21 protein-coding genes, 1 other RNA gene and 1 pseudogene are annotated in these 18335 nt (G+C 74.1%); 14 read left to right on the top strand and 9 right to left on the bottom strand.

Going from position 1 to position 18335, the window contains the following annotated elements; genetic code table 11:
• Positions 1 to 23 precede the first annotated feature (23 nt).
• Positions 24 to 437, top strand: a complete 414-nt coding sequence (locus ACFPL3_RS09985; RefSeq protein ID WP_343946605.1) for a DUF4267 domain-containing protein — start codon at positions 24 to 26, stop codon at positions 435 to 437.
• Here ACFPL3_RS09985 and ACFPL3_RS09980 read toward each other — a convergent pair.
• The 3 genes from ACFPL3_RS09980 to ACFPL3_RS09970 form a co-directional block, all read right to left on the bottom strand.
• A complete protein-coding gene (locus ACFPL3_RS09980) occupies positions 382 to 1599 on the bottom strand; it encodes an RNA polymerase sigma factor (RefSeq protein ID WP_343946606.1) in 1218 nt (405 codons plus the stop codon). The genes ACFPL3_RS09985 and ACFPL3_RS09980 overlap by 56 nt on opposite strands.
• Entirely contained in the window at positions 1596 to 1967 is a 372-nt protein-coding gene (locus ACFPL3_RS09975; protein WP_343946607.1) for a YciI family protein, read from the bottom strand. Before ACFPL3_RS09975 ends, ACFPL3_RS09980 begins: the two co-directional genes overlap by 4 nt.
• Before the next feature lie 61 nt (positions 1968 to 2028).
• Positions 2029 to 2790 (bottom strand): sulfite exporter TauE/SafE family protein, encoded by a 762-nt coding sequence (locus ACFPL3_RS09970; RefSeq protein WP_343946608.1) that lies wholly within the window; start codon positions 2788 to 2790, stop codon positions 2029 to 2031.
• A gap of 94 nt (positions 2791 to 2884) precedes the next feature.
• Between ACFPL3_RS09970 and ACFPL3_RS09965 the strand changes: the two genes are divergently transcribed.
• From ACFPL3_RS09965 to ACFPL3_RS09950, 4 genes are all read left to right on the top strand, one after another.
• Complete coding sequence (locus ACFPL3_RS09965) at positions 2885 to 3034, top strand: hypothetical protein (protein ID WP_343946609.1); 150 nt, start codon at positions 2885 to 2887, stop codon at positions 3032 to 3034.
• Between the two features lie 45 nt (positions 3035 to 3079).
• The gene (locus tag ACFPL3_RS09960) at positions 3080 to 3643 is read left to right on the top strand and encodes an AMIN-like domain-containing (lipo)protein (protein ID WP_343946610.1); all 564 of its coding nucleotides are present in this window, start codon (positions 3080 to 3082) and stop codon (positions 3641 to 3643) included.
• A gap of 28 nt (positions 3644 to 3671) precedes the next feature.
• Positions 3672 to 4069, top strand: an RNA gene (gene rnpB / locus ACFPL3_RS09955) — RNase P RNA component class A.
• Positions 4070 to 4204: 135 nt separating this feature from the next.
• Entirely contained in the window at positions 4205 to 5041 is an 837-nt protein-coding gene (locus ACFPL3_RS09950; RefSeq protein ID WP_343946611.1) for an SDR family oxidoreductase, read from the top strand.
• 102 nt (positions 5042 to 5143) lie between these two features.
• Here the strand turns inward: ACFPL3_RS09950 and ACFPL3_RS09945 are convergent, their stop codons facing one another.
• Both ACFPL3_RS09945 and ACFPL3_RS09940 read right to left on the bottom strand, forming a co-directional pair.
• Positions 5144 to 5419 (bottom strand): SDR family oxidoreductase, encoded by a 276-nt coding sequence (locus ACFPL3_RS09945; protein ID WP_343946612.1) that lies wholly within the window; start codon positions 5417 to 5419, stop codon positions 5144 to 5146.
• A 223-nt stretch (positions 5420 to 5642) separates the two neighbouring features.
• A pseudogene (locus ACFPL3_RS09940) lies at positions 5643 to 5810 on the bottom strand (SDR family NAD(P)-dependent oxidoreductase); the annotation flags it as partial.
• A gap of 86 nt (positions 5811 to 5896) precedes the next feature.
• On the opposite strand from ACFPL3_RS09940, the gene cutA reads away from it, so the two are divergent.
• Together cutA and ACFPL3_RS09930 are read left to right on the top strand one after the other, a co-directional pair.
• Entirely contained in the window at positions 5897 to 6235 is a 339-nt protein-coding gene (gene cutA, locus ACFPL3_RS09935; protein ID WP_343946613.1) for a divalent-cation tolerance protein CutA, read from the top strand.
• A 70-nt stretch (positions 6236 to 6305) separates the two neighbouring features.
• Positions 6306 to 6506 (top strand): hypothetical protein, encoded by a 201-nt coding sequence (locus ACFPL3_RS09930; protein WP_343946614.1) that lies wholly within the window; start codon positions 6306 to 6308, stop codon positions 6504 to 6506.
• An 11-nt stretch (positions 6507 to 6517) separates the two neighbouring features.
• On the opposite strand, the gene ACFPL3_RS09925 is transcribed toward ACFPL3_RS09930, so the two are convergent.
• Positions 6518 to 6970 (bottom strand): DoxX family protein, encoded by a 453-nt coding sequence (locus tag ACFPL3_RS09925; RefSeq protein WP_343946615.1) that lies wholly within the window; start codon positions 6968 to 6970, stop codon positions 6518 to 6520.
• Positions 6971 to 7077: 107 nt separating this feature from the next.
• Positions 7078 to 7653 carry a PadR family transcriptional regulator gene (locus tag ACFPL3_RS09920; RefSeq protein ID WP_343946616.1) on the bottom strand — a complete coding sequence of 192 codons (576 nt, stop codon included), beginning with the start codon at positions 7651 to 7653 and terminating at the stop codon, positions 7078 to 7080.
• A gap of 123 nt (positions 7654 to 7776) precedes the next feature.
• Here ACFPL3_RS09920 and ACFPL3_RS09915 point away from each other — a divergent pair, with 123 nt between their 5' ends.
• From ACFPL3_RS09915 to ACFPL3_RS09890, 6 genes are all read left to right on the top strand, one after another.
• The gene (locus ACFPL3_RS09915) at positions 7777 to 9294 is read left to right on the top strand and encodes a class I adenylate-forming enzyme family protein (RefSeq protein ID WP_343946617.1); all 1518 of its coding nucleotides are present in this window, start codon (positions 7777 to 7779) and stop codon (positions 9292 to 9294) included.
• Positions 9287 to 11680, top strand: a complete 2394-nt coding sequence (locus ACFPL3_RS09910; RefSeq protein ID WP_343946618.1) for a xanthine dehydrogenase family protein molybdopterin-binding subunit — start codon at positions 9287 to 9289, stop codon at positions 11678 to 11680. The genes ACFPL3_RS09915 and ACFPL3_RS09910 overlap by 8 nt, the downstream gene beginning before the upstream one ends.
• Positions 11681 to 11885: 205 nt before the next feature.
• Positions 11886 to 12665, top strand: a complete 780-nt coding sequence (locus ACFPL3_RS09905) for an enoyl-CoA hydratase/isomerase family protein (RefSeq protein ID WP_343946619.1) — start codon at positions 11886 to 11888, stop codon at positions 12663 to 12665.
• 4 nt (positions 12666 to 12669) lie between these two features.
• Positions 12670 to 13527: an FAD binding domain-containing protein gene (locus ACFPL3_RS09900; RefSeq protein ID WP_343946620.1), complete on the top strand. Its 858-nt coding sequence runs from the start codon at positions 12670 to 12672 to the stop codon at positions 13525 to 13527.
• Entirely contained in the window at positions 13527 to 14717 is a 1191-nt protein-coding gene (locus ACFPL3_RS09895; RefSeq protein ID WP_343946621.1) for a 2Fe-2S iron-sulfur cluster-binding protein, read from the top strand. Before ACFPL3_RS09900 ends, ACFPL3_RS09895 begins: the two co-directional genes overlap by 1 nt.
• Positions 14718 to 14726: 9 nt before the next feature.
• The gene (locus ACFPL3_RS09890; RefSeq protein WP_343946622.1) at positions 14727 to 15641 is read left to right on the top strand and encodes a LysR family transcriptional regulator; all 915 of its coding nucleotides are present in this window, start codon (positions 14727 to 14729) and stop codon (positions 15639 to 15641) included.
• Here ACFPL3_RS09890 and ACFPL3_RS09885 read toward each other — a convergent pair.
• Both ACFPL3_RS09885 and ACFPL3_RS09880 read right to left on the bottom strand, forming a co-directional pair.
• Positions 15604 to 16719: a YbfB/YjiJ family MFS transporter gene (locus ACFPL3_RS09885; RefSeq protein WP_343946623.1), complete on the bottom strand. Its 1116-nt coding sequence runs from the start codon at positions 16717 to 16719 to the stop codon at positions 15604 to 15606. The two genes, ACFPL3_RS09890 and ACFPL3_RS09885, sit on opposite strands and share 38 nt — an antisense overlap.
• Positions 16716 to 17546 (bottom strand): alpha/beta hydrolase family protein, encoded by an 831-nt coding sequence (locus ACFPL3_RS09880; protein ID WP_379588792.1) that lies wholly within the window; start codon positions 17544 to 17546, stop codon positions 16716 to 16718. Before ACFPL3_RS09880 ends, ACFPL3_RS09885 begins: the two co-directional genes overlap by 4 nt.
• Before the next feature lie 78 nt (positions 17547 to 17624).
• Between ACFPL3_RS09880 and ACFPL3_RS09875 the strand changes: the two genes are divergently transcribed.
• Positions 17625 to 18212, top strand: a complete 588-nt coding sequence (locus ACFPL3_RS09875; protein ID WP_343946626.1) for a TetR/AcrR family transcriptional regulator — start codon at positions 17625 to 17627, stop codon at positions 18210 to 18212.
• Positions 18213 to 18335: the final 123 nt, after the last annotated feature.

Genomic DNA, 18335 nt, shown 5'->3' with positions numbered 1-18335 from the left:
GCTAGCACTGACAGGAGAAGCGCATGTGGATGCAGCGGACGGCGCTCGCCGCCGTGGGGGTCATCGGGGTCGGGATCATCGCGATCGGGGTGCGGTTCCTGCTGGATCCGGCCGGGGCCGGGGCGGCCTTCGGGGTGGTCCCGGCGGGCGACGACCCGTTCCTCGCGGTCAAGGGGGTGCGGGACATCGGGAGCGGGCTGATCCTGCTGACCCTGCTCGCGCTGCGCCTGCCCCGGGTACTCGGGTGGGTCACGCTGGCCGCCAGCTTCATCCCGCTCGGCGACGCCCTGATCGTGCTCGCCAACGGCGGGCCCGCGGCTGTGGCCTACGGGGTGCACGGCGCCACCGCCGGCGTGGCGATCGCCGCGGCAGCCGTGCTGATCAGTGAGCGAGCCGCGCGGCCCGCGCCTCGAGGTAGCGCTGTTCCGGCGCACTGAGCGTGCCGCGGGCCGCCCACCGGTACTCCACGGCCGCGGCGTCGGCGTCGCCCGCCGCCTCCAGGAGGTGGGCGCGCACGGCGTGCAGGCGGTGGTGCCCGGTCAGCGCAGGATCGGCGGCCGCGGCCGTGAGCTGTTCGAGCGCGGCCCGTGGGCCGTGCACCTCCGAGACGGCGACGACCCGGTTCAGCGTGACCATCGGGCCGGGCGTGAGGACCTGCAGGTGGTTGTAGAGCGCCAGGATCTGCGGCCAGTCGGTGTCCTCGGCGCGCGCCGCCTCGTCGTGCACCGCGGCGATCGCGGCCTGCAGCTGGTAGGGGCCGATCGGCGCGGTGGCGAGGCACTCGCTGATCAGCGCGGTGCCCTCGGCGATCGCCGCGGCGTCCCACGCGCTCCGGTCCTGCTCGGCGAGCGGCACCAGGCTGCCGTCGGCCGCGGTGCGCGCGGGGCGGCGCGCGTCCGTCAGCAGCATGAGCGCCAGCAGCCCACCGACCTCGCCGTCCGCGGGCAACTCGGCGTGCAGCTGCCGGGTGAGCCGGACCGCCTCCGCGCTGAGCTCCACGCGGTTCAGGTCCGCACCGGAGCCGGCCGTGTAGCCCTCGTTGAAGATCAGGTAGAGGACGTGCAGCACCGCGGCGATCCGCTCGGGAAGCTCAACGGGCCCCGGCATCCGGAACTGCGCGCCCGCGGCCGTGATCCGCGCCTTCGCCCGGCTGATCCGCTGGGCGAGGGTCGCCTCCGGCACCAGGAACGCGCGGGCGATCTCGGCCGTGGTGAGCCCGCCGACGGCCCGCAGCGTCAGCGCCACCTGCGACTCCGGGGTGAGCGCGGGGTGGCAGCACAGCAGCAGGAGCGTGAGCGAGTCGTCCACCGCGGGCACCGCGTCGGGCGGGGGCGGCGTCAGCGCGGAGACGGTCTCCTCCCGTCGCTGCCGCGCCGTCTCCGACCGCCACATCTCGATGCGGCGCCGGGACGCCGTGGTGATCAGCCAGGCCTTCGGGTCGGCAGGCAGCCCCTGCGCCGGCCACTGGACGGCGGCGGCGAGCAACGCCTCCTGCACGGCGTCCTCGCAGGTGTCGAACCCGCCGTGGCGGCGGACGACGGCGACGAGCACCTGCGGTGCGAGCTCCCGCACGAGCCGTCCGACGTCCGCGGGCGTCACCACTCGGCGAGGTCCAGGCTGCGCGCCGGTCGCACCTCGACGAGGCCGAGCCCGGCCTCCGGGAGCCGGGCCGCGATCTCGATCGCCCGTGCCTCGCTCACGACGTCGAGCAGGTAGAACCCGGCGAGGTGCTCCTTCGCCTCGGCGAACGGGCCGTCGGTCGTGAACGTCCGGCCCGCGTCGACGTGGACCCGCCTCGCGGTGGAGGGGTCGGCCAGCGCCTGGGAGACCACGAGCTCGCCGGACGCCTCCAGCTCCGCGTCGAACTGCGCGTACTGGTCGAGGCCCGCACCGCGCTCCGCCGCGGAGAACTGCTCCCAGAGCTTCCTCGACTCGGCGTTGCTGTAGATCAGGACGACGTACTTCACCGCGGTGGGGCCTCCTCGTACCGGTGGCGGACGGGGAGCGTCGCGCCGCGGCGCCGGTCCGTCAACCCGACACGAGCAGGTAGATCCCGACGGCCGTGCCGAGCAGCACCACCGCGGCGCGCAGCACGGCTTCCGGGGAGCGGCGGGCGATGCGCGCCCCCACGTACCCGCCGATGAGCGTGGTGGGCGCCAGCACCGCCACCGCGGGCCAGTGCACGGGGGCACCGATCGCGAAGTAGACGACGGTGACCGTGGCCACCACCAGCGACAACAACCCCTTGAGTGCGTTGAGGCGCACGAGCGAGTCGTGCGCGAACAGCGAGAGCGTCGCGATCAGGATGACGCCGAGCGCCCCGCCGAAGTAGCCCCCGTAGATCGCGGCGAGGAACACGCTGGGCAGGAGGGTGCCGATCCGGTCCGGCGCACCCGGCGTCGGCGCGGTCCAGCGCCGGATCAGCGGCTGGAGGGCGAAGACCGCGCTCGCCAGCAGCACCAGCACCGGCACGACCGCGTCGAACACCGCGCTGGGCAGCACCAGCAGCAGCGCGCAGCCGATCGCCGAGCCGACGACCGACACCGCCGACGTGAGCAGGATGCGCCGGCCCTGGCCGCGCAGGTCGTGCCGGGCACCGGCGATGATCCCGAGGTAGCCGGGCCACTGCGCGATCGAGTTCGTGACGTTGGCCGAGAGCGGCGGCAGCCCCACCGCCAGGAGCGACGGGAACACCAGCAGCGAACCGCCGCCCGCCGCCGCGTTCACAGCACCCGCCACCAGGCCCGCGACGACGAGGAACGCGAGCGTGCCCGGCGACGTATCGATCACGAAACCACGGTAGTTGCGCGCCGCAGCCGAACCGGCGTTGCGCGGTCCGCGTCACGCGTGGCAAACGCCACCCGTCCGGGCGCAGGATGGGGGCGTGAGCGACGGCGAGGAGACCGGCGACGCGGTGTGCTGGCTCGGCATGCTGTGCCCCGAGTGCGGGGCCATGCCCAGCGAGGGCGCCACCGACCGCTGCTGGCGGTGCGGCGCGGTGCGCGACTCCGAGGAGGAGCGCGAAGCAACCTGAGAGCCCGGCGGCACGTCTTCAGGTATGAGCTTCGAGGAGGCCGCCATGTCCCGCACTCTCCGGCACCTGCTGACCGTCCTGCTCGCCGTCACCGCCGTCGCGCTGCCCGTCGTGGCCGCCACGGCCCCCACACCGGTCCCCGTCGCCGCGACGTCCTGCGACACGCCGTGGGGCAGCACGGGGGAGCGGGTCGACGCGCAGGGCCGCCCACCGCTGACCGCCGTGCGCACCGGCCGCCACGACTGCTTCGACCGCGTCGTGTTCGACCTCGGCGGCCCGGCCGCCGGCTACCGCGTGGAGTACGTCGACGAGGTGACCCAGGACGGTTCCGGCACCGTCGTCGACGTGCCCGGCGGTGCGCGGCTGCTCGTGGCCGTGCACCACCCCGCCTACGACGACACCACCGGCACGCCCACGATCGTCCCCCCACCCACTGCCGGGCGGCCCGTCGCCGACGTCGGCGGCTACGACACCCTGCGCTCCGTCGTCTACGCCGGCAGCTTCGAGGGCAGCACCACCTTCGGCGTCGGTGTGCGCGCCCGGCTCCCGTTCCGCGTGTTCGTCGAGGGCTCCAAGGTCGTCGTCGACGTGGCGCACCGCTGGACCTGAACCGCCCCGGGTAGGATCGAAACGCGGACGAGCTGGCCGGGCGGCCGCGTCGACGGGTAACCGTCGCCGAGGAAAGTCCGGACTCCGCAGGGCAGGGTGGTTGCCAACAGCAACCCGGGGCGACCCGCGGGAAAGTGCCACAGAGAACAGACCGCCTCGCGCAGCCAGCGCGGGGTAAGGGTGAAACGGTGGTGTAAGAGACCACCAGCACCCCGGGTGACCGGGGTGGCTCGGTAAACCCCACCCGGAGCAAGGTCAAGAGGCTCCCGCTCGCGGGAGCTGCGCAGGCGTTCGAGGGCGGCCCGTCCGAGCCTGCGGGTAGACCGCTCGAGCCCGCCGGTGACGGCGGGCCTAGATGGATGGTCGCCGAACGGTGCGCCGCAAGGCGCCCGGGAACAGGATCCGGCTTACAGGCCAGCTCGTCCGCCCCACGCCCCGCTCCATGATCACCGGTCGGGAACGAAATCCGACACCCCCGTCGGGAAACGCGCCGATCTTGTGATCAAGCAAGGTTCGGCGTTCAGCCGAACCCGCCGCTGTCGCGGGCTACCGTGCCCGATCATGGACATCCTGCTCGTGGGTGGCAGCGGCTTCCTCGGCCGGGAGCTGGCTTGGCAGGCGGTGGCGGCCGGGCACCGCGTCACGGCGACGTTCGCGACCCGGCCCGCCGACGTCCCGGGGGTCGCCTGGCGGCGGGTGGACCTGCGCCACGACGAGGAGATCGCAGCGGCGGTGGGGGAGACCCGGCCCGACGTCGTGATCAACGCCGCCTACCGCAAGGCGGACTGGGCGACCACGGCCGACGGTGCGGTCCGCGTGGCGATGGCCGCCACCCGGCACGGGGCGCGACTGGTGCACGTGTCCAGCGACGCCGTGTTCTCGGGGGCGGACGTCCACTACGACGAGTCGGCCGTGCCGGACCCGATCACGCCCTACGGGGCGGCGAAGGCGGCGGCCGAGACGGCCATCCGCCTCCTCGCGCCGGCCGCGGTGATCGCCCGCACCTCGCTGATCATCGGTGGTGGGGACTCGCCGCACGAGGCGATGGTCCACGACCTCGCGAGCGGGCGACGCGACGGCGTGCTGTTCACCGACGTGGTCCGGTGCCCCGTGCACGTGGCCGACCTCGCCGCGGCCCTCCTGGAGCTGGCAGCCTCCGATCACGCGGGCGTGTGCCACCTCGCGGGGCCGGATGCGCTCAACCGGTACGAGCTCGGGGTGCTGATCGCCCACCGAGACGGGCTGGACGCCGCCGCGCTCACCCCCGGCCGCTGCGCCGACACTGGGCCGCCGGCACCGCTCGACGTCCGCCTGGACTGCACGCGGACCCGCCGCATGTTGCGCACCCCGCTGCGGGGCGCCCGCGACTTCCTGCGCCGCGACGACGGCGGCGGGTGACGCCCGACCGTGTGCCAGCAAGGTGGCCATACTGGCGCATTACGCCAGTAAAGCCACCTTGCTGGCACACGGGGGACCGCGGGGCCGCCCGATCGGGACCGCTCAGAACGTGCTGAACTTGCCGCCGTCCACCGACACGACGGCCCCGTTGACGTAGGACGCCGCGTCGGAGGCCAGGAAGGCGATGACGGCGGCCACCTCCTCGTGCCCGGCGTGCAACGGGGTGCGAACGGTGCCCAGGTCGACGGCGTTCACGCGCACCGCGGGCGCGAATTCGGCCGCCCACGTGCGGGTGAACGCGGCGACGGCGGCTTTTGCGCCGCCGAAGACGCTCACGCCGGGGAAGCCGCGGTGGGCGGAGATCGCCAGGACGTTCACGATCGCGCCGCGGTGAGCAGGAAGGGCGCCCGGGCGTTGAGCGCGAAGAGGGCCTCGAACTCGCCGGGGGACACCGCAACGGTCGGCTTGAACTGGTTGCCGTCGTCGAAGTGGCCGCCCCCGGCGTTGTTGACCAGGACGTCGATCCGCCCGCCCCCGCGGCGAGGGCGTCGCGGGCCAGCGCCTGCGTGGAGTCGACGTCGGTCAGGTCGGCGGGCACCAGCGCGCAGTCGCCGCCCGCCTCCCGGATCAGGTCGCAGGTCTCGCGCCCGCGGTCCTCGTCCCGGCCGCTGACGACGACGAACAACCCGTCCCGGGCGAGGGCGACGGCCGTGGCCCGGCTGATGCCGCTGGTCGATCCGGTCACGAGGGCGGTCCGTCGTTCGGACATCCCTTGATCACAACACGTCGCCGGGAGCGGTTGTCCGGCGCGGTCGATATCGTCGGCGACGGCACCGCGAGCGGCAGGGAGGCGTCGTGACGGACCCGGGTACCGACTGCGTGGAGGTCGTCGTCTCGGCCGAGGACGCGGACTGGCTCGCCGGGTGGACGAGGCAACTCGTCGAGGACCGCGTGGTCGCCTGCGGGCACCGGATCGACCCGATTCAGGTGACCTACCGGTGGGAAGGCCGGATCTGGGACCACGGGTCGGCGCGGGTCGCGCTGCACACGCGTGCGTCGCTCGTGCCGGAGATCGTCGCGCGGGCCGACCGCGACCACGCCGACGACGTGCCGTGCGTGATCGCGACACCGCTCACCGGCGGGCACCCCGGGTACCTGCGGTGGATCGTGGCCGAGACGCGCGACCCCGCCTGAGCGCGGGCGCGCCCTCACCCGATCGGGTCGGCCGCGGAACCGGGTGTCCCGGACCGGCGACCAACCCGTCATGCGCCACATCGCCACGTTCTGCGGCCAGTGCAACTGCGGCTGCCCCGAGCTCTATCTCGACGACACCGCGGCGCCGGAGCGGCGCGTCGTCGTCACCGACGACTTCGGCCAGCGCATCCAGATGAGCGTCGCGCAGCTCGCCGACCTCGTGGCCGACGTGCGCCGCGGAGTGCTCGACGAGGTGCTCGCCGCCGGCTGACCCGGCGCGGGTTACTGCGCGACCCGGGCCCGGCGGCGCGTGCCGAGCACGTGGTCGAGCCCGAACCGGCCGGAGCCGGTGACGGCGAGCACGAGGCTGAGCAGCGCGATGGCGATGACCAGCTCGGGCCCGTTGTTGTCCATGGAGTACAGGGGCGAGGTGTGCACGAGCACCCACGCGCCCACCATGTTCAGCGCCATGATGACGCCGACGATCGGCACCGCGACGCCGACGATCATGGCGATGCCGCCGACGAACTCGAAGAGGACGTTGGCCGGCCCGAGCACCCCGGGGATCGGGATGCCCATCGGGGCGAAGAGCTCCCCGACGCCGGCGAGGCTCCCGGCGAAGTTGTACATGAGGGCGGCGTGCCCGATCATGAGGATGCCGAGGCCGATGCGGGCCAGGAGCAGCACGAGGTCGTGGATCACCACTCGTGTGCCGGTGTTGTCGACGGTCGTCATGGCCATCCTGCTTTCTAGCGCGGGCGTGGGTGTTATGCCCTTGATGACCGCGGATGTGGCAAGAACTCATCGGTCCGTCGCTGGGACGGCGGTGCGGCGGCCCCGGATCAGCGCGGTTCGGCGAGGCGGCGGCGGGCCGCCCGGAGGCGCTCGAGGTCGCCGTCGGCGAGGGCCGACCAGAACCGCAGGGCCGCGTGCTCCATCTCCAGCCCGAGCTCCAGGGTGATCATCCGGGGCTGGGCGTGGGGGTCGCTGCCGAACCGCTCGACCATCTGCTCGTAGACCGCGATGCGTTCCTCGTGCTGCTTGATCTGGTCGCGGGCGAGCGCCGTGACGTTCTCCGGGGACCCCGCCTCGTTGAAGAACAGCTTGAGCTCGGCGATGTCGCGCATCTGGAAGTGCTCGTGGGTGGGGGAGGCGAGCCAGTCCTGCAGGGCGGCCCGGCCGGCGTCCGTGAGCGAGTAGGTCTTGCGCCGCCGCCCACGCTCCTCGACGGTCAGCTCCAGCAGGCCGAGACCGGCGAGGCGGTCGGGCTCGGAGTAGAGCTGGGCGTGCGGGAAGTGCCAGAAGTAGCCCACGGAGTGCCCGACGGCGCGCTTGAGCTCGTAGGGCGTGGACGGCCCGCGCAGCGCGATCATCCCGAGCACGACGTAGGACGTCGCGGACAGCCGCACCTCGCCCACAGCTCCTCCTCCCCCGACCGGATGGTCGATCGTAGCCCCAGCACCGTCCGAGTCGTACGGTTCACCCTTGCCTAGGGTAAGTCCGGATAGTACCGTCCGAAACAGAGCGTAGAGGGAGGTCGGATGGATCTGGGCACGGCTCTGCGATGGGCGGCCGAGCGCTACCCGCAGCGGCCCGCCGTCCGCGGCCGCGGACGGCACCTGAGCTACCGCGAGTGGGACGCGCGCACCGATCGGCTCGCCAGGGCGCTGGCCGCCGACGGTGTGCGCCCCGGCGACCGGGTCGCGCTCGCCCTGACCGGCGGCGAGCCGCTGGCAAGCCTGCACCTGGCCGCGCAGAAGCTGGGCGCGGTCTCGGTGCCGCTGTCCACCCGCTTCTCGGCCGACGAGCTGCGGTACTGCGTGTCCGACTCCGCCGCCCGCCTGCTCGTCGCCGACGAGGCCAACGCCGAGCGCGCCGCCGCGGCCGCAGGCGAGGTGGCGGTTCGCTCCGTCGACGAGGTCGACGCCCGTGCCGAGCGCGAGCCCGACGGCGCCCTCCCCACGGGGCCCGCCGAGACCGACGTGAGCGTGATGCTCTACACGTCCGGCACCACCGGGCGGCCGAAGGGCGTGCCGCGCACCCACCGGGCCGAGCACTCCGCCGCCGTCGCCCACGCCGTGCAGACCCAGCAGCGCGCGGGGGAGGTGGTGCTCGGCGTGATGCCGATGTTCCACACGATGGGCCTGCGCACGCTCCTGACCAGCATCGTCGTGGGCGGCACCTGGGTGGCGCAGCCCGCGTTCGACGCCGAGGAGTCGATCGAGCTGATCACCGAGGAGAACGTCAGCTCGCTCTACCTGGTGCCGACGATCTTCTGGTCGCTGCTGCGCACCGGCAGCCTGTCCGAGGCCCGCGCGCTCGACCGCCTCGCCTACGCCGGGGCGGCGATGACGCCCGCGCTCGCCGAGCGGCTCGTGGCGGAGGTCGGCCCACGCGCGTTCGTCAACCACTTCGGCAGCACCGAGATCTACACGTTCACGATCGGGCCGGACGTCGCCGCGAAGCCCGGCTGCGCGGGGCGTGCGGGGATGTTCTCCCGGGTCCGGCTGGTGGCGCCGGAGGTCGGCGCGCCGCCGAACGCGCTCGTCGGGCCGGGGGAACAGGGCCAGGTGATCGTGTCGATGGAGAGCCCCGAGGCCTTCGGCGGCTACTGGCAGCGCCCCGACGCCGACGCGAAGTCGATCCGCGACGGGTGGTACTACACCGGCGATCTCGCCGTGGCCGACGAGGACGGTGACCTGTGGGTCTCCGGCCGGGTCGACGACATGATCAACTCGGGTGGGGAGAACATCTACCCCGACGAGATCGAGGCCGCGCTCGTGCGCTGCCCCGCCGTCGACGACGTGTGCGTGGTCGGGCTGCCCGACGAGCGGTGGGGCCACGCGGTCACGGCGTTCGTCGTGCCGGCACGTGACACCGACCCGGTGGCCGCGGCCGAGAAGGCGATGGCCTACGCGCGCGACGTGCTGCCCGCCTTGAAGCAGCCCAAGCGCGTGATCGCCGTCGGCTCCATCCCGCGCTCCGGGGTGGGCAAGACGTTGCGCCGCACCCTCGTCGCAGGCGAGTTCACCGCTCTCGGGGAGGCCGCTCGTGGCTGACCGCACACCTGCCCGCGTCGAGGACGGCCCGCTGGTCACCGGGCAGGGCCGGTTCCTCGACGACCTCGACCCGCTCCCCGGCACGCTCGTCGCGGCCGTCGTGCGGTCCACGCAGCCGCACGCCCGGCTCCGCGGTGTGGACCTGTCCCGGGCGCGGGCCCACCCCGGGGTGGCCGCCGTGATCGGGCCGGACGAGGTGCGCGCCGCGCTGCGCCCGTTCCCGCTGTCCACCGGCGCCGCGATGCCCTACTACCCGACCGGCACCGACAAGGTGCGCTTCGTCGGGGAACCGATCGCGGTGGTCGTGGCCACCGACCGCTACACGGCCGAGGACGCCGCCGAGCTGGTGAGCGTCGACTACGAGCCGCTGCCTGCGGTCGTGAGCCCGCGGGCCGCACTGGAGCCGGACGCCCCCCTGCTGCACGAGGACGCAGGCTCGAACGTCGCCACCGACCGGACGTTCTCGTTCGGCCCGGTCGACGACGAGTTCGCCAACGCCGCCCACGTGGTCGAGGGGGAGTACGACTTCCCGCGCTACTCGTCGGTGCCGATGGAGTGCTACTCGGTGATCGCCGACTGGCGCGACGGCACCGACGGGCCCGCGGTCGAGGCGTGGGCCAACTTCCACGGCCCGTTCACGATGGTGCCGGTCATGGCGGGCGCGCTGGGCGTGCCGACGTCGCGGATCCGGCTGCACGTGCCCGCCGACATCGGCGGCAGCTTCGGCATCAAGGCCGGGATCTACCCGTACGTCGTGCTGATGGCGCTCGCGTCGAAGCACTCCGGCACCCCGGTGCGCTGGAGCGAGGACCGCATCGAACACCTGCTCGCCAGCTCCACGGGCGCCGACCGCGTGATGCGGTTCGCCGCCGCGGTCACCGCCGACGGTACGGTCACCGCGCTCAAGGCCGACCTCGTCGACAACGTCGGCGCGTACATGCGCCCGCCCGAGCCGTCCACGCTCTACCGCTGCTACGGCAACATCACCGGCCCCTACCGGATCGGCGCCGTCGAGATCCGCGCGCGGGCCGTGGTCACCAACCAGATGCCCGTGGGCCTCAACCGCGGGTTCGGCGGCCAGCAGCTCTACTTCGGGCTCGAACGCCTGATGGACGCGGTGTCCGAGGCCACCGGGCAGGACGTCGTCGAGGTGCGCAGGCGCAACCTCGTGGGCTCCTTCCCCTACGAGACGCCGACGGGGGGTGTGTACGACTCGGGCGACTACGTCGCCGCCGTCGACCTCGCGGTGAAGAACGCCGACCTGCCCGAGCTGCGCGCCCGGCAGTCCGAGGCGCGCGCGGCGGGCGGCTTCTACGGGGTCGGGGTCGGGCTGGTCGTCGACCCGTCCGGCACCAACATCGGCTACGTCGGGCTGGCCACGCCCAGCGAGCAGCGCAAGCCCGGCCGGGACAAGTCCGGCTCCACCGAGCACGTGCGGGTGGCCGTCGACATGCAGGGCCTGGTCACGGTGATGCTGGGCAGCGTCCCGCAGGGCCAGGGGCACGCCACCGTGGCCCGCGCGGTCGCTGCGGAGCGGCTCGGGCTGCCCGTCGAGCAGGTGCGGGCCGTCGTCGACATGGACACGGCCACCACGCCGTGGACCGTCACCTCCGGCAGCTACTCGTCGCGGTTCGCCCCGCTGGTGACCAGCGCCGTCGTGCAGGCGGCCGACCGGATCGCCGCCACGGTGCGCGCCGCGGCCGGCGTGCTGCTCGACGCCCCGGCCGAGGAGCTGGAGCTCGCCGACGGGTTGGTGCGGCTGCGGTCCGACCCGGAGCGGTCGGTGCAGTTCCGGCACGCCGCCGGGCTCGTGCACTGGGACCCCGGTGCGCTGCCCGCGGGCACGCCCGCCCGGCTGTACGAGGAGGCCGCGTTCACGCCCGCCGAGGTCAAGGCCGCCACGCGAGACGACCGGATCAACTCCTCGCTGTGCTACGGCTTCGTCGCGGAGGTCGTGGCGGTGCGGATCGACCCGGACACCCTCGAGATCAGCGTCGACCGCGTCTCGTCGGTGCACGACTCCGGCACCGTGCTCAACCAGCAGCTGCTGGACGGGCAGGTGCTAGGCGCCCTCACCCACGGCCTCGGCGGGGCCATGTACGAGGAGTTCACCTACGCCGACTCCGGCCAGCCCACCTCGGCCACGTTCCTCGACTACCTCTGCCCGACGGCCGCCGAGACCGCCTACGAACTGCGCACCGACCACGTCGTCTCGCCCTCACCGCTCACGCCGCTCGGCGCGAAGGGGTGTGGGGAGGGCTCGTCGATGAGCTTCCCCGTCGCGTTCGCCAACGCCGTCGCCGACGCCCTGCGCCCCGCAGGCGTCCCGATCACCCGCCTGCCCCTGCACGGCGACGTTCTCCACAAGCTGTTGGAGAGCGGGTGAACGGCCTGCATAGCGGTGCCGGTAGCGGAACCTCAGACGCCCGCTCGCTCCGGGATCGCCTTCTCATGAATACCAATTCACCACGTCGGCGCTGTCCTCGCGATCAGACGCCTGAGAACCCGCGGCGGTGCCGGTGGCGTGCTGCAAGAACGCGGCTTCGCCGCCTCGCGATCGACTGGACCACCAACTGTGAAGGAGCAATGACATGGCACTGACCGGCGGTGAGGTCCACCTCGACCGTTCCCCCGACGGCCGGATCGCCTACCTGACCCTGTCCCACGGGAAGTACACCGTGATCACGTGGGAGATGCGCAAGCTCGTGGGGGAGCGGTTCGCCGAGATCGACCGCGACGACGACGTGCGCGTCGTGGTGGTCCGCTCCGACGGCGAGCACTTCTCGTCGGGCGGCGACATCGCGGGGTTCATGGAGGTCGACCCGATCGACTTCACCGACCTCGGCCACAACATCACGGCTCCGGCGCGCAGCACCAAGCCGGTGATCGCGGCCGTGGACGGCTACTGCTTCGGCGTGGGCCTGGAACTGGTGCTGTCCTGCGACATCCGCCTGGCCACCCCGCGCAGCCAGTTCGCGCTGCCCGAGATGAACCTGGGCATGATCCCCGGTTCCGGCGGCACGCAGCGGCTCGGGCGGTTGATCGGGCTGTCCCGGGCCAAGTTCCACATCCTGACCGCCACCCGCATCCAGGCCCAGCAGGCGCTCGACTGGGGCGTGGTCGCCGGCCTGCACGACGACCGGGACGCGCTCTACGGCGCCGTCGACGCGCTCGCCGCGAAGATGGCCGACTTCTCGCCCTCGGCCCAGCGCACCGCCAAGGAGGTGCTCGACAAGGGCCTCGACGGGCCGCTGTACACGGGCATCGAGCTGGAGCGCAAGGCGTACGCGATGCTGCGTGCCACCGAGGACTTCGCCGAGGGCGTCAAGGCGTTCGGGGAGAAGCGCAAGCCGGAGTTCCGGGGGCGCTGACACGATGAAGGCCCCACCGTTCGCCTACGTCCGCCCCGCTGCGCTCGACGACGTGCTCGCCGAGCTCGCCGGGGGCGACGCCAAGGTGCTCGCGGGCGGGCAGTCGCTGGTGCCCGTGCTGGCGATGCGGCTGGGCCGGCCCGCCACGCTCGTGGACATCAACGCGGTCGCCGAGCTGCAAGGCTTCGAGACCGTCGACGGGGGCGCCCTGCGGATCGGCGCCGCCGTGCGGCAGCGCACCGTCGAGCGGGCCGCCGAGACCCGCGCGGTGCCGCTGATCGGGATGGCGATGCCGTTCGTGGGGCACCGGGAGCTGCGCAGCCGCGGCACCGTGGTCGGCAGCCTCGCCCATGCCGACCCCGCAGCCGAGCTGCCCGCCGTGGCGGCGTGCCTGGACGCGACGATCGAGGTCGCCGGTCCCGCGGGGCGGCGGCGGATCCCGGCGGGGGAGTTCTTCGCCGGCGCCATGACCACCGGGGCGGGCCCGCAGGACGTCGTCGTCTCCGTCGAGTTCCCCGCGGCACGGCCGGGGGAGGGCTTCGGGTTCGGTGAGATCGCCCGGCGGCACGGCGACTTCGCCCTCGCGGGCGTCGCGGCGGTGGTCCGGGTCGGCGGCGACGGCGCCGTCGCGCAGGCCCGGCTCACCGGGTTCGGGATCTCCGACCGGCCGGTCACCCGCGACGTCACCGAGGTGCTGCGGGAGCCCGACCTCCGCGCCGCCACGACCGAGCTCGCCTCCGAGGTGGTCGACACCGCCGGGGACGCGCACGGCTCCACCGGCTACCGGCGCCGTCTCTTCGGCGTGCTGGCCACCCGCGAGCTGGAGAAGGCACTCCGCCGGGCCAGGAAGGAAGTGGCGTGATGGACGCACGTCCGGTCAAGGTCGCCGCAGGCGAACAGGTCGAGATCGCCATGACCGTCAACGGGTCCGAGGTCACGGTGCGGGTGCCGCCCCGCGTGCACCTCGCGGACGTGCTGCGCGAGCAGCTGGGCCTCACCGGCACCCACCTGGGCTGCGAGCACGGCGTCTGCGGCATGTGCACCGTGCTCGTGGACGGCGCCGCGGCCCGCGCCTGCCTGCTGTTCGCGGTGCAGTGCGAGGGCGCCGAGATCGTCACGGTCGAGGGGCTGGGCAGCCAGGAGGACCAGCACCCGCTGCAGGAGGCCTTCTCCGCCCACCACGGCCTGCAGTGCGGGTTCTGCACGCCGGGCATGCTCATGAGCAGCTACGACCTCCTCGCCGACGGCACGCCGGTGGCGCCGGAGGAGCTGCCGATGGAGATGTCGGGCGTGCTGTGCCGCTGCACCGGGTACCGCGGGATCCTCGCGGCCGTGGCCGACGTCGCCGCCGAGCACCCCGACGGCGTGCCACCGCCGCGCAACTGCAGTCCGCGCACGATCCTCAGCCGCGGCACCGACCACGCCGTGAGTGACTACGAGGCCCCCAGCACTCGTATCCACTCACGACCCGTCGAGCTGCCTGCCGGGGCGCCCTCGGCCACCGTGGAGGTGCGCAGCGAGCTGGCCGTGCCCGTCGACAAGGCGTGGGAGGTACTCGACGACTTCCACCGGCTGGCCGCCTGCCTGCCCGGCGCCGAGCTCGTCGAGGTCCTGGACGACGACCGGTACCGCGGCCGCGCCACCGTGGCGCTCGGCCCCGTCCGGCTGGCGTTCGACGGGCTCGCCCAGGTGGTCGAGCGCGTGCCGGACGAGCACCGGTTGCGGGTGCACGCCCAGGGCGCCGACACCGGGGGCAGCACCACCCAGGCCGACATCCGCCTGCACGCCGAGCCCGCCGCCGGCGGTGGCACCGTGCTGCGGGCCGAGGCGGCGCTGTTCCTGTCCGGGCGGATCGCGCAGTTCGGCCGGGCGCTCGCCGGGGACGTGAGCCGGCGGCTGTTCGAGCAGTTCGCCCTCGCCGTCGAGGAGAACGCCCGCACCGGACGGGCCCCGGCCACCCCGGTGCGGCCTCCTGGCGCGCTCTCGCTCCTCGCCGGCACGCTCGCGGCGCGGGTGCGGGCCCTGCTGCGCCGCCTGCGCGGCGGCCGGTAGCCCACCGTCGTGGAGCTGCACCAGCTGCGCTACTTCGTCGCCGTGGCGAAGAAGGGCAGCATGACGCACGCGGCGGCCTCGCTGTTCCTCGCCCAGCCGACGTTGTCGATCCAGATCCGCAAGCTGGAGCAGGAGGTCGGCGCGAAGCTGTTCGAGCGGCTCGCCCGCAGCGTCGTGCTCACCGCTGCCGGCGCGGCGTTCCTCGAACACGCCGAACGCGCGCTCGCCGAGCTGGAGACGGGCCGCGACCGCGTGGCCGACGTCGTCGGGCTCCGGCACGGCCGGGTGGCCGTCGGAGTGCTGCCGAGCGTCGCGGCGCACCTGCTGCCCGCCGTGCTGGCGCAGTTCCGCGCGGAGCACCCCGGGGTGGCGGTGCACCTGGTCGAGCACGACGTCTCGCGCGACTTCGAGCAGCTCGTGCAGGCCGGTGAGCTCGACATGGCCGTCACGCGGATGCCGCTGACCCTCACCGGTCTCGGCGCTCGCACGCTCGTCCGCGAGCCGATCGTCGTGCTCGTGCCGCCCGGCCACCCCCTCGCCGGGCGGCAGGGGGTGGCCCTGCACGAACTCGCCGGCGAGGGCTTCGTCTGCATGCGCGCCGGCTACGGCGTCCGCGAGCTCACCGACCAGCTCTGCGCCGAGGCCGGGTTCGCCCCGGACGTCGTGATCGAGACCGGCCAGCTCTCGATCGTGCACGGGATGGTGCGCAGCGGGGTCGGCGTGGCGCTGCTGCCCCGGCTCGCCGCCGCGGGCGCCGAGCACGCCGTGCCCGTCACGGATCCGCCCGCCTGCCGCGAGCTGGGCGTGGTCTGGCGGCGCACCGCGCTCGAGTCGCCCCCGGTAGCAGCGTTCCTCGAGCGCCTGCTCGCGATCTGCGACGACGAGCTCACGCCCGCAGAGCGGGGTGCGGCGGGCGCGCCGTGAGGGCGATCACCGCGCCCGCACCGCACAGGACGGCCGTCCACGCCACCGTGGCGCCGGTCGAGGTGTGATCGGCGAGTACCCCCGCGATCCACGGGCCCGCGGTCTGGCCGCCCGCGAACAGGGTGGTGAACGCCGCGAGCGTGGCCGTCCAGTCGTCGGGCGGGATGTCGCGCTTGATGAGCGAGGTGATCGCGGCGGGCACCCCGAGGAACGTCGCCCCGTACCCGGCGGCGGAGGCCAGCACCACCGGCAGCGCCGGGGAGACCAGTGCGAGCGCCGACGCCCCGGCCAGCAGCGCCAGCATCACGGCGAGAGCCGTGCTGCGCGGCCAGCGCGCGAGCGGGCGGCGCCACAGCGTGGGCACCGCGATCACGGCCGCGCCCAGCACCGTCCAGGTGAGCGCCACCTGCGCCACCGGGGCGTTCTGCTCGGCGAGGTAGGCGGACAGGAACGTGATGTAGGTGATGTAGCCGGCCGCGAACAGCAGGTACGCCACGGCCGTGCGCCACAGCGGGAGCACCCGCGCGCGTCCGGTGGCGGTGGTCGACGCGTCCCCGTCGGTGGCGGCGCGCCAGCTCAGCCACGTGGCCAGCCCCGCGGCGACGCCCAGGCCGGCCCAGCCCGCGCGCCAGTGGTCGCCCAGCGAGGGGAGGGCGGCGCCGCTGACGACGATCCCCAGACCGCTCCCGGCGAAGTAGACCGGGATCGCCCCGCGGGACGGGGACCGGGCCGCGATCACCCCGCCGGCGATGAAGACGACGGCGCCCGTGATGCCCGCGGCCGTCCTGAGGACCAGCAGCGCGGCGTAGTCGCCGGTGAGCGCGGTGGCCGCCAACGCCACCGCGGTGAGGGCCATGCCCCAGCGGAACGCGGCCGCGGTGCCCAGCCTGCGGACGACGGCGGCCGTCACCAGTGCGCCGATCAGGTAGCCCAACCCGTTCGCGGTGTTCATCGCCCCGGCCTGCGCGAGGCTCCAGTGCAGGTCCTCGCGCATGGCCGGCAGGAGCAGTCCGTAGGCGAACCGCGCGAACCCGAGCGCCGACGCGGTGCCGAGCGCCAGCCGCAGCGCCTGGATCATGCGTGCCGCGCCAGGAAGGCGAGCAGCGTGCGCGCCAGCGTCACGCGGTGGTCGGACAGGGCGTGGTCGGTGGGGAGGACGTGGTGTTCGAGCCGCTCGACCGGCTCCGCCCGGAACGCCGCGACGACCGGGTCGTGATGTGCGTCGGGCGGCGTGACGGTGTCGCGGCTGCCGCCGATCAGCAGCACGGGCCGGTCGGTCAGCCGAGGTGCGAGCCGGGCCAGCCGCCACGACTCGCCCGCCGCCTCCAGCTCGGCCATCAGCGCCTCCCCGCTGGTGCCGCGCAGCGGGCCCAGATCGGCGGCGAACGCGTCCACCCACGCGGCGCGCGTTGCCGGGTCGGCGCGGCAACGGGCGGCGACGGCGCCGAAGTCGACCCCGGCCACCGAGGCCACCGCGGTGACGGACGGCAGCGCCGCCGCCGTCATGAGCGCGGCGAAGCCGCCGAGGCTGTGACCGACCACGGTCAGGCGCGCCGGATCGAGCCGGTGGGCCGCGGCGAGGCGCTCGTCGCGGAGCGCGGCCACGACCGCCCTCGCGTCCTCGAGCACGTGCCCCCACGACCACGCGCCGCCCATGCCCCACGAGCCGCGGTAGTGGAAGACGAGCGCGGCGTACCCGGCCCGGCGCAGCACCTGCGCGAGGTCGAAGTTGCGCTCGATCCCCGGGAAGCCGTGCAGGAGCACGACGACCGGGTGCGGCCCCGGGCCGCCGGGCACGTGCAGCACACCCAGCAGGTCCTCGCCGCCGCTGCGGAAGGTCAGCGCCGGGGTGGCGGCCGGGTGCAGCGGGTCCGGTGGGGGGTCGGTGGCGAGCGGGTCCGTCATGCGCCGTCCAGAGATCGAACCGATCGGTACGGTCCGGGACGCTACCACCACATCGAACCGATCGGTACGATCCGGGACATGCCGGTGGCCAAGCGCTCGACGATCGATCCGGCCCGCACCCGTGCCGCCATCGTCGAGGCGGCCGGCCCTCTGCTGTACGAGCGCGGGATCGACGGGGTGGGCGTCGCCGAGCTGTGTGCCCGGCTCGGTGTGTCCAAGGAGACGCTCTATCGCCACTTCGGCGCCAAGGACGGCCTGGTGCAGGCCGTGCTGGAGGCGCGGAGCGAGCGGGTGCACCGCTGGATGGCCGCGGCCGTCGCGGCGGTGGGCGACGATCCCGCCGACCAGCTGGCCGCCGTCTTCGACGCGCTGGGTCGCTGGTATCGCGAGCCGGAGTTCCGCGGCTGCGCCATGGTGAACGCCGCCGCCCAGCACCACGACGACCCGGTGCGCGCCGTCACCGGCAGGCACCTGGGCCGCTACCTGGACCTCCTCTCCGGCATCGCCGCCCGCGCCGGGGTCGCCGACCCCGACGGCCTCGGGCGCCGGCTCCTGATGCTGGTGGAGGGGGCGACGGTCGTGGCCGCCCACCACGGCGTCGCCGACACGGCGGTCCAGGCGCGCGAGGCGGCCCTCGCCCTGCTGGCGGCCGCGCGCTCCGGCTAGGGAGTGTCTGGTGGATCATGGAAGCCAGGTGAGCAGGGCTGCGAGGTGGAGCGCTCCGAGGTAGTTGCGGGCGTGCCGGTCATAGCGGGTGGCCAGTCCTCGCCAGTGTTTGAGCTGGCAGAA

Source organism: Pseudonocardia zijingensis, from assembly GCF_042657305.1.
GTDB lineage: Bacteria > Actinomycetota > Actinomycetes > Mycobacteriales > Pseudonocardiaceae > Pseudonocardia > Pseudonocardia zijingensis.
The sequence above is the reverse complement of the archived record's forward strand: the minus strand, read 5'-3'. Positions and strand labels throughout refer to the sequence as shown.

Excerpts from the sequence above, each read along its gene's own strand:
- ACFPL3_RS09895 (WP_343946621.1), top strand. The coding sequence starts at position 13,527 with ATGGACGCACGTCCGGTCAAGGTCGCCGCAGGCGAACAGGTCGAGATC.
- ACFPL3_RS09880 (WP_379588792.1), bottom strand. The coding sequence starts at position 17,546 with ATGACGGACCCGCTCGCCACCGACCCCCCACCGGACCCGCTGCACCCG.
- ACFPL3_RS09900 (WP_343946620.1), top strand. The coding sequence starts at position 12,670 with ATGAAGGCCCCACCGTTCGCCTACGTCCGCCCCGCTGCGCTCGACGAC.
- ACFPL3_RS09950 (WP_343946611.1), top strand. The coding sequence starts at position 4,205 with ATGGACATCCTGCTCGTGGGTGGCAGCGGCTTCCTCGGCCGGGAGCTG.
- ACFPL3_RS09885 (WP_343946623.1), bottom strand. The coding sequence starts at position 16,719 with ATGATCCAGGCGCTGCGGCTGGCGCTCGGCACCGCGTCGGCGCTCGGG.
- ACFPL3_RS09875 (WP_343946626.1), top strand. The coding sequence starts at position 17,625 with ATGCCGGTGGCCAAGCGCTCGACGATCGATCCGGCCCGCACCCGTGCC.
- ACFPL3_RS09985 (WP_343946605.1), top strand. The coding sequence starts at position 24 with ATGTGGATGCAGCGGACGGCGCTCGCCGCCGTGGGGGTCATCGGGGTC.
- ACFPL3_RS09915 (WP_343946617.1), top strand. The coding sequence starts at position 7,777 with ATGGATCTGGGCACGGCTCTGCGATGGGCGGCCGAGCGCTACCCGCAG.
- ACFPL3_RS09925 (WP_343946615.1), bottom strand. The coding sequence starts at position 6,970 with ATGACGACCGTCGACAACACCGGCACACGAGTGGTGATCCACGACCTC.
- ACFPL3_RS09905 (WP_343946619.1), top strand. The coding sequence starts at position 11,886 with ATGGCACTGACCGGCGGTGAGGTCCACCTCGACCGTTCCCCCGACGGC.
- ACFPL3_RS09960 (WP_343946610.1), top strand. The coding sequence starts at position 3,080 with ATGTCCCGCACTCTCCGGCACCTGCTGACCGTCCTGCTCGCCGTCACC.
- ACFPL3_RS09930 (WP_343946614.1), top strand. The coding sequence starts at position 6,306 with ATGCGCCACATCGCCACGTTCTGCGGCCAGTGCAACTGCGGCTGCCCC.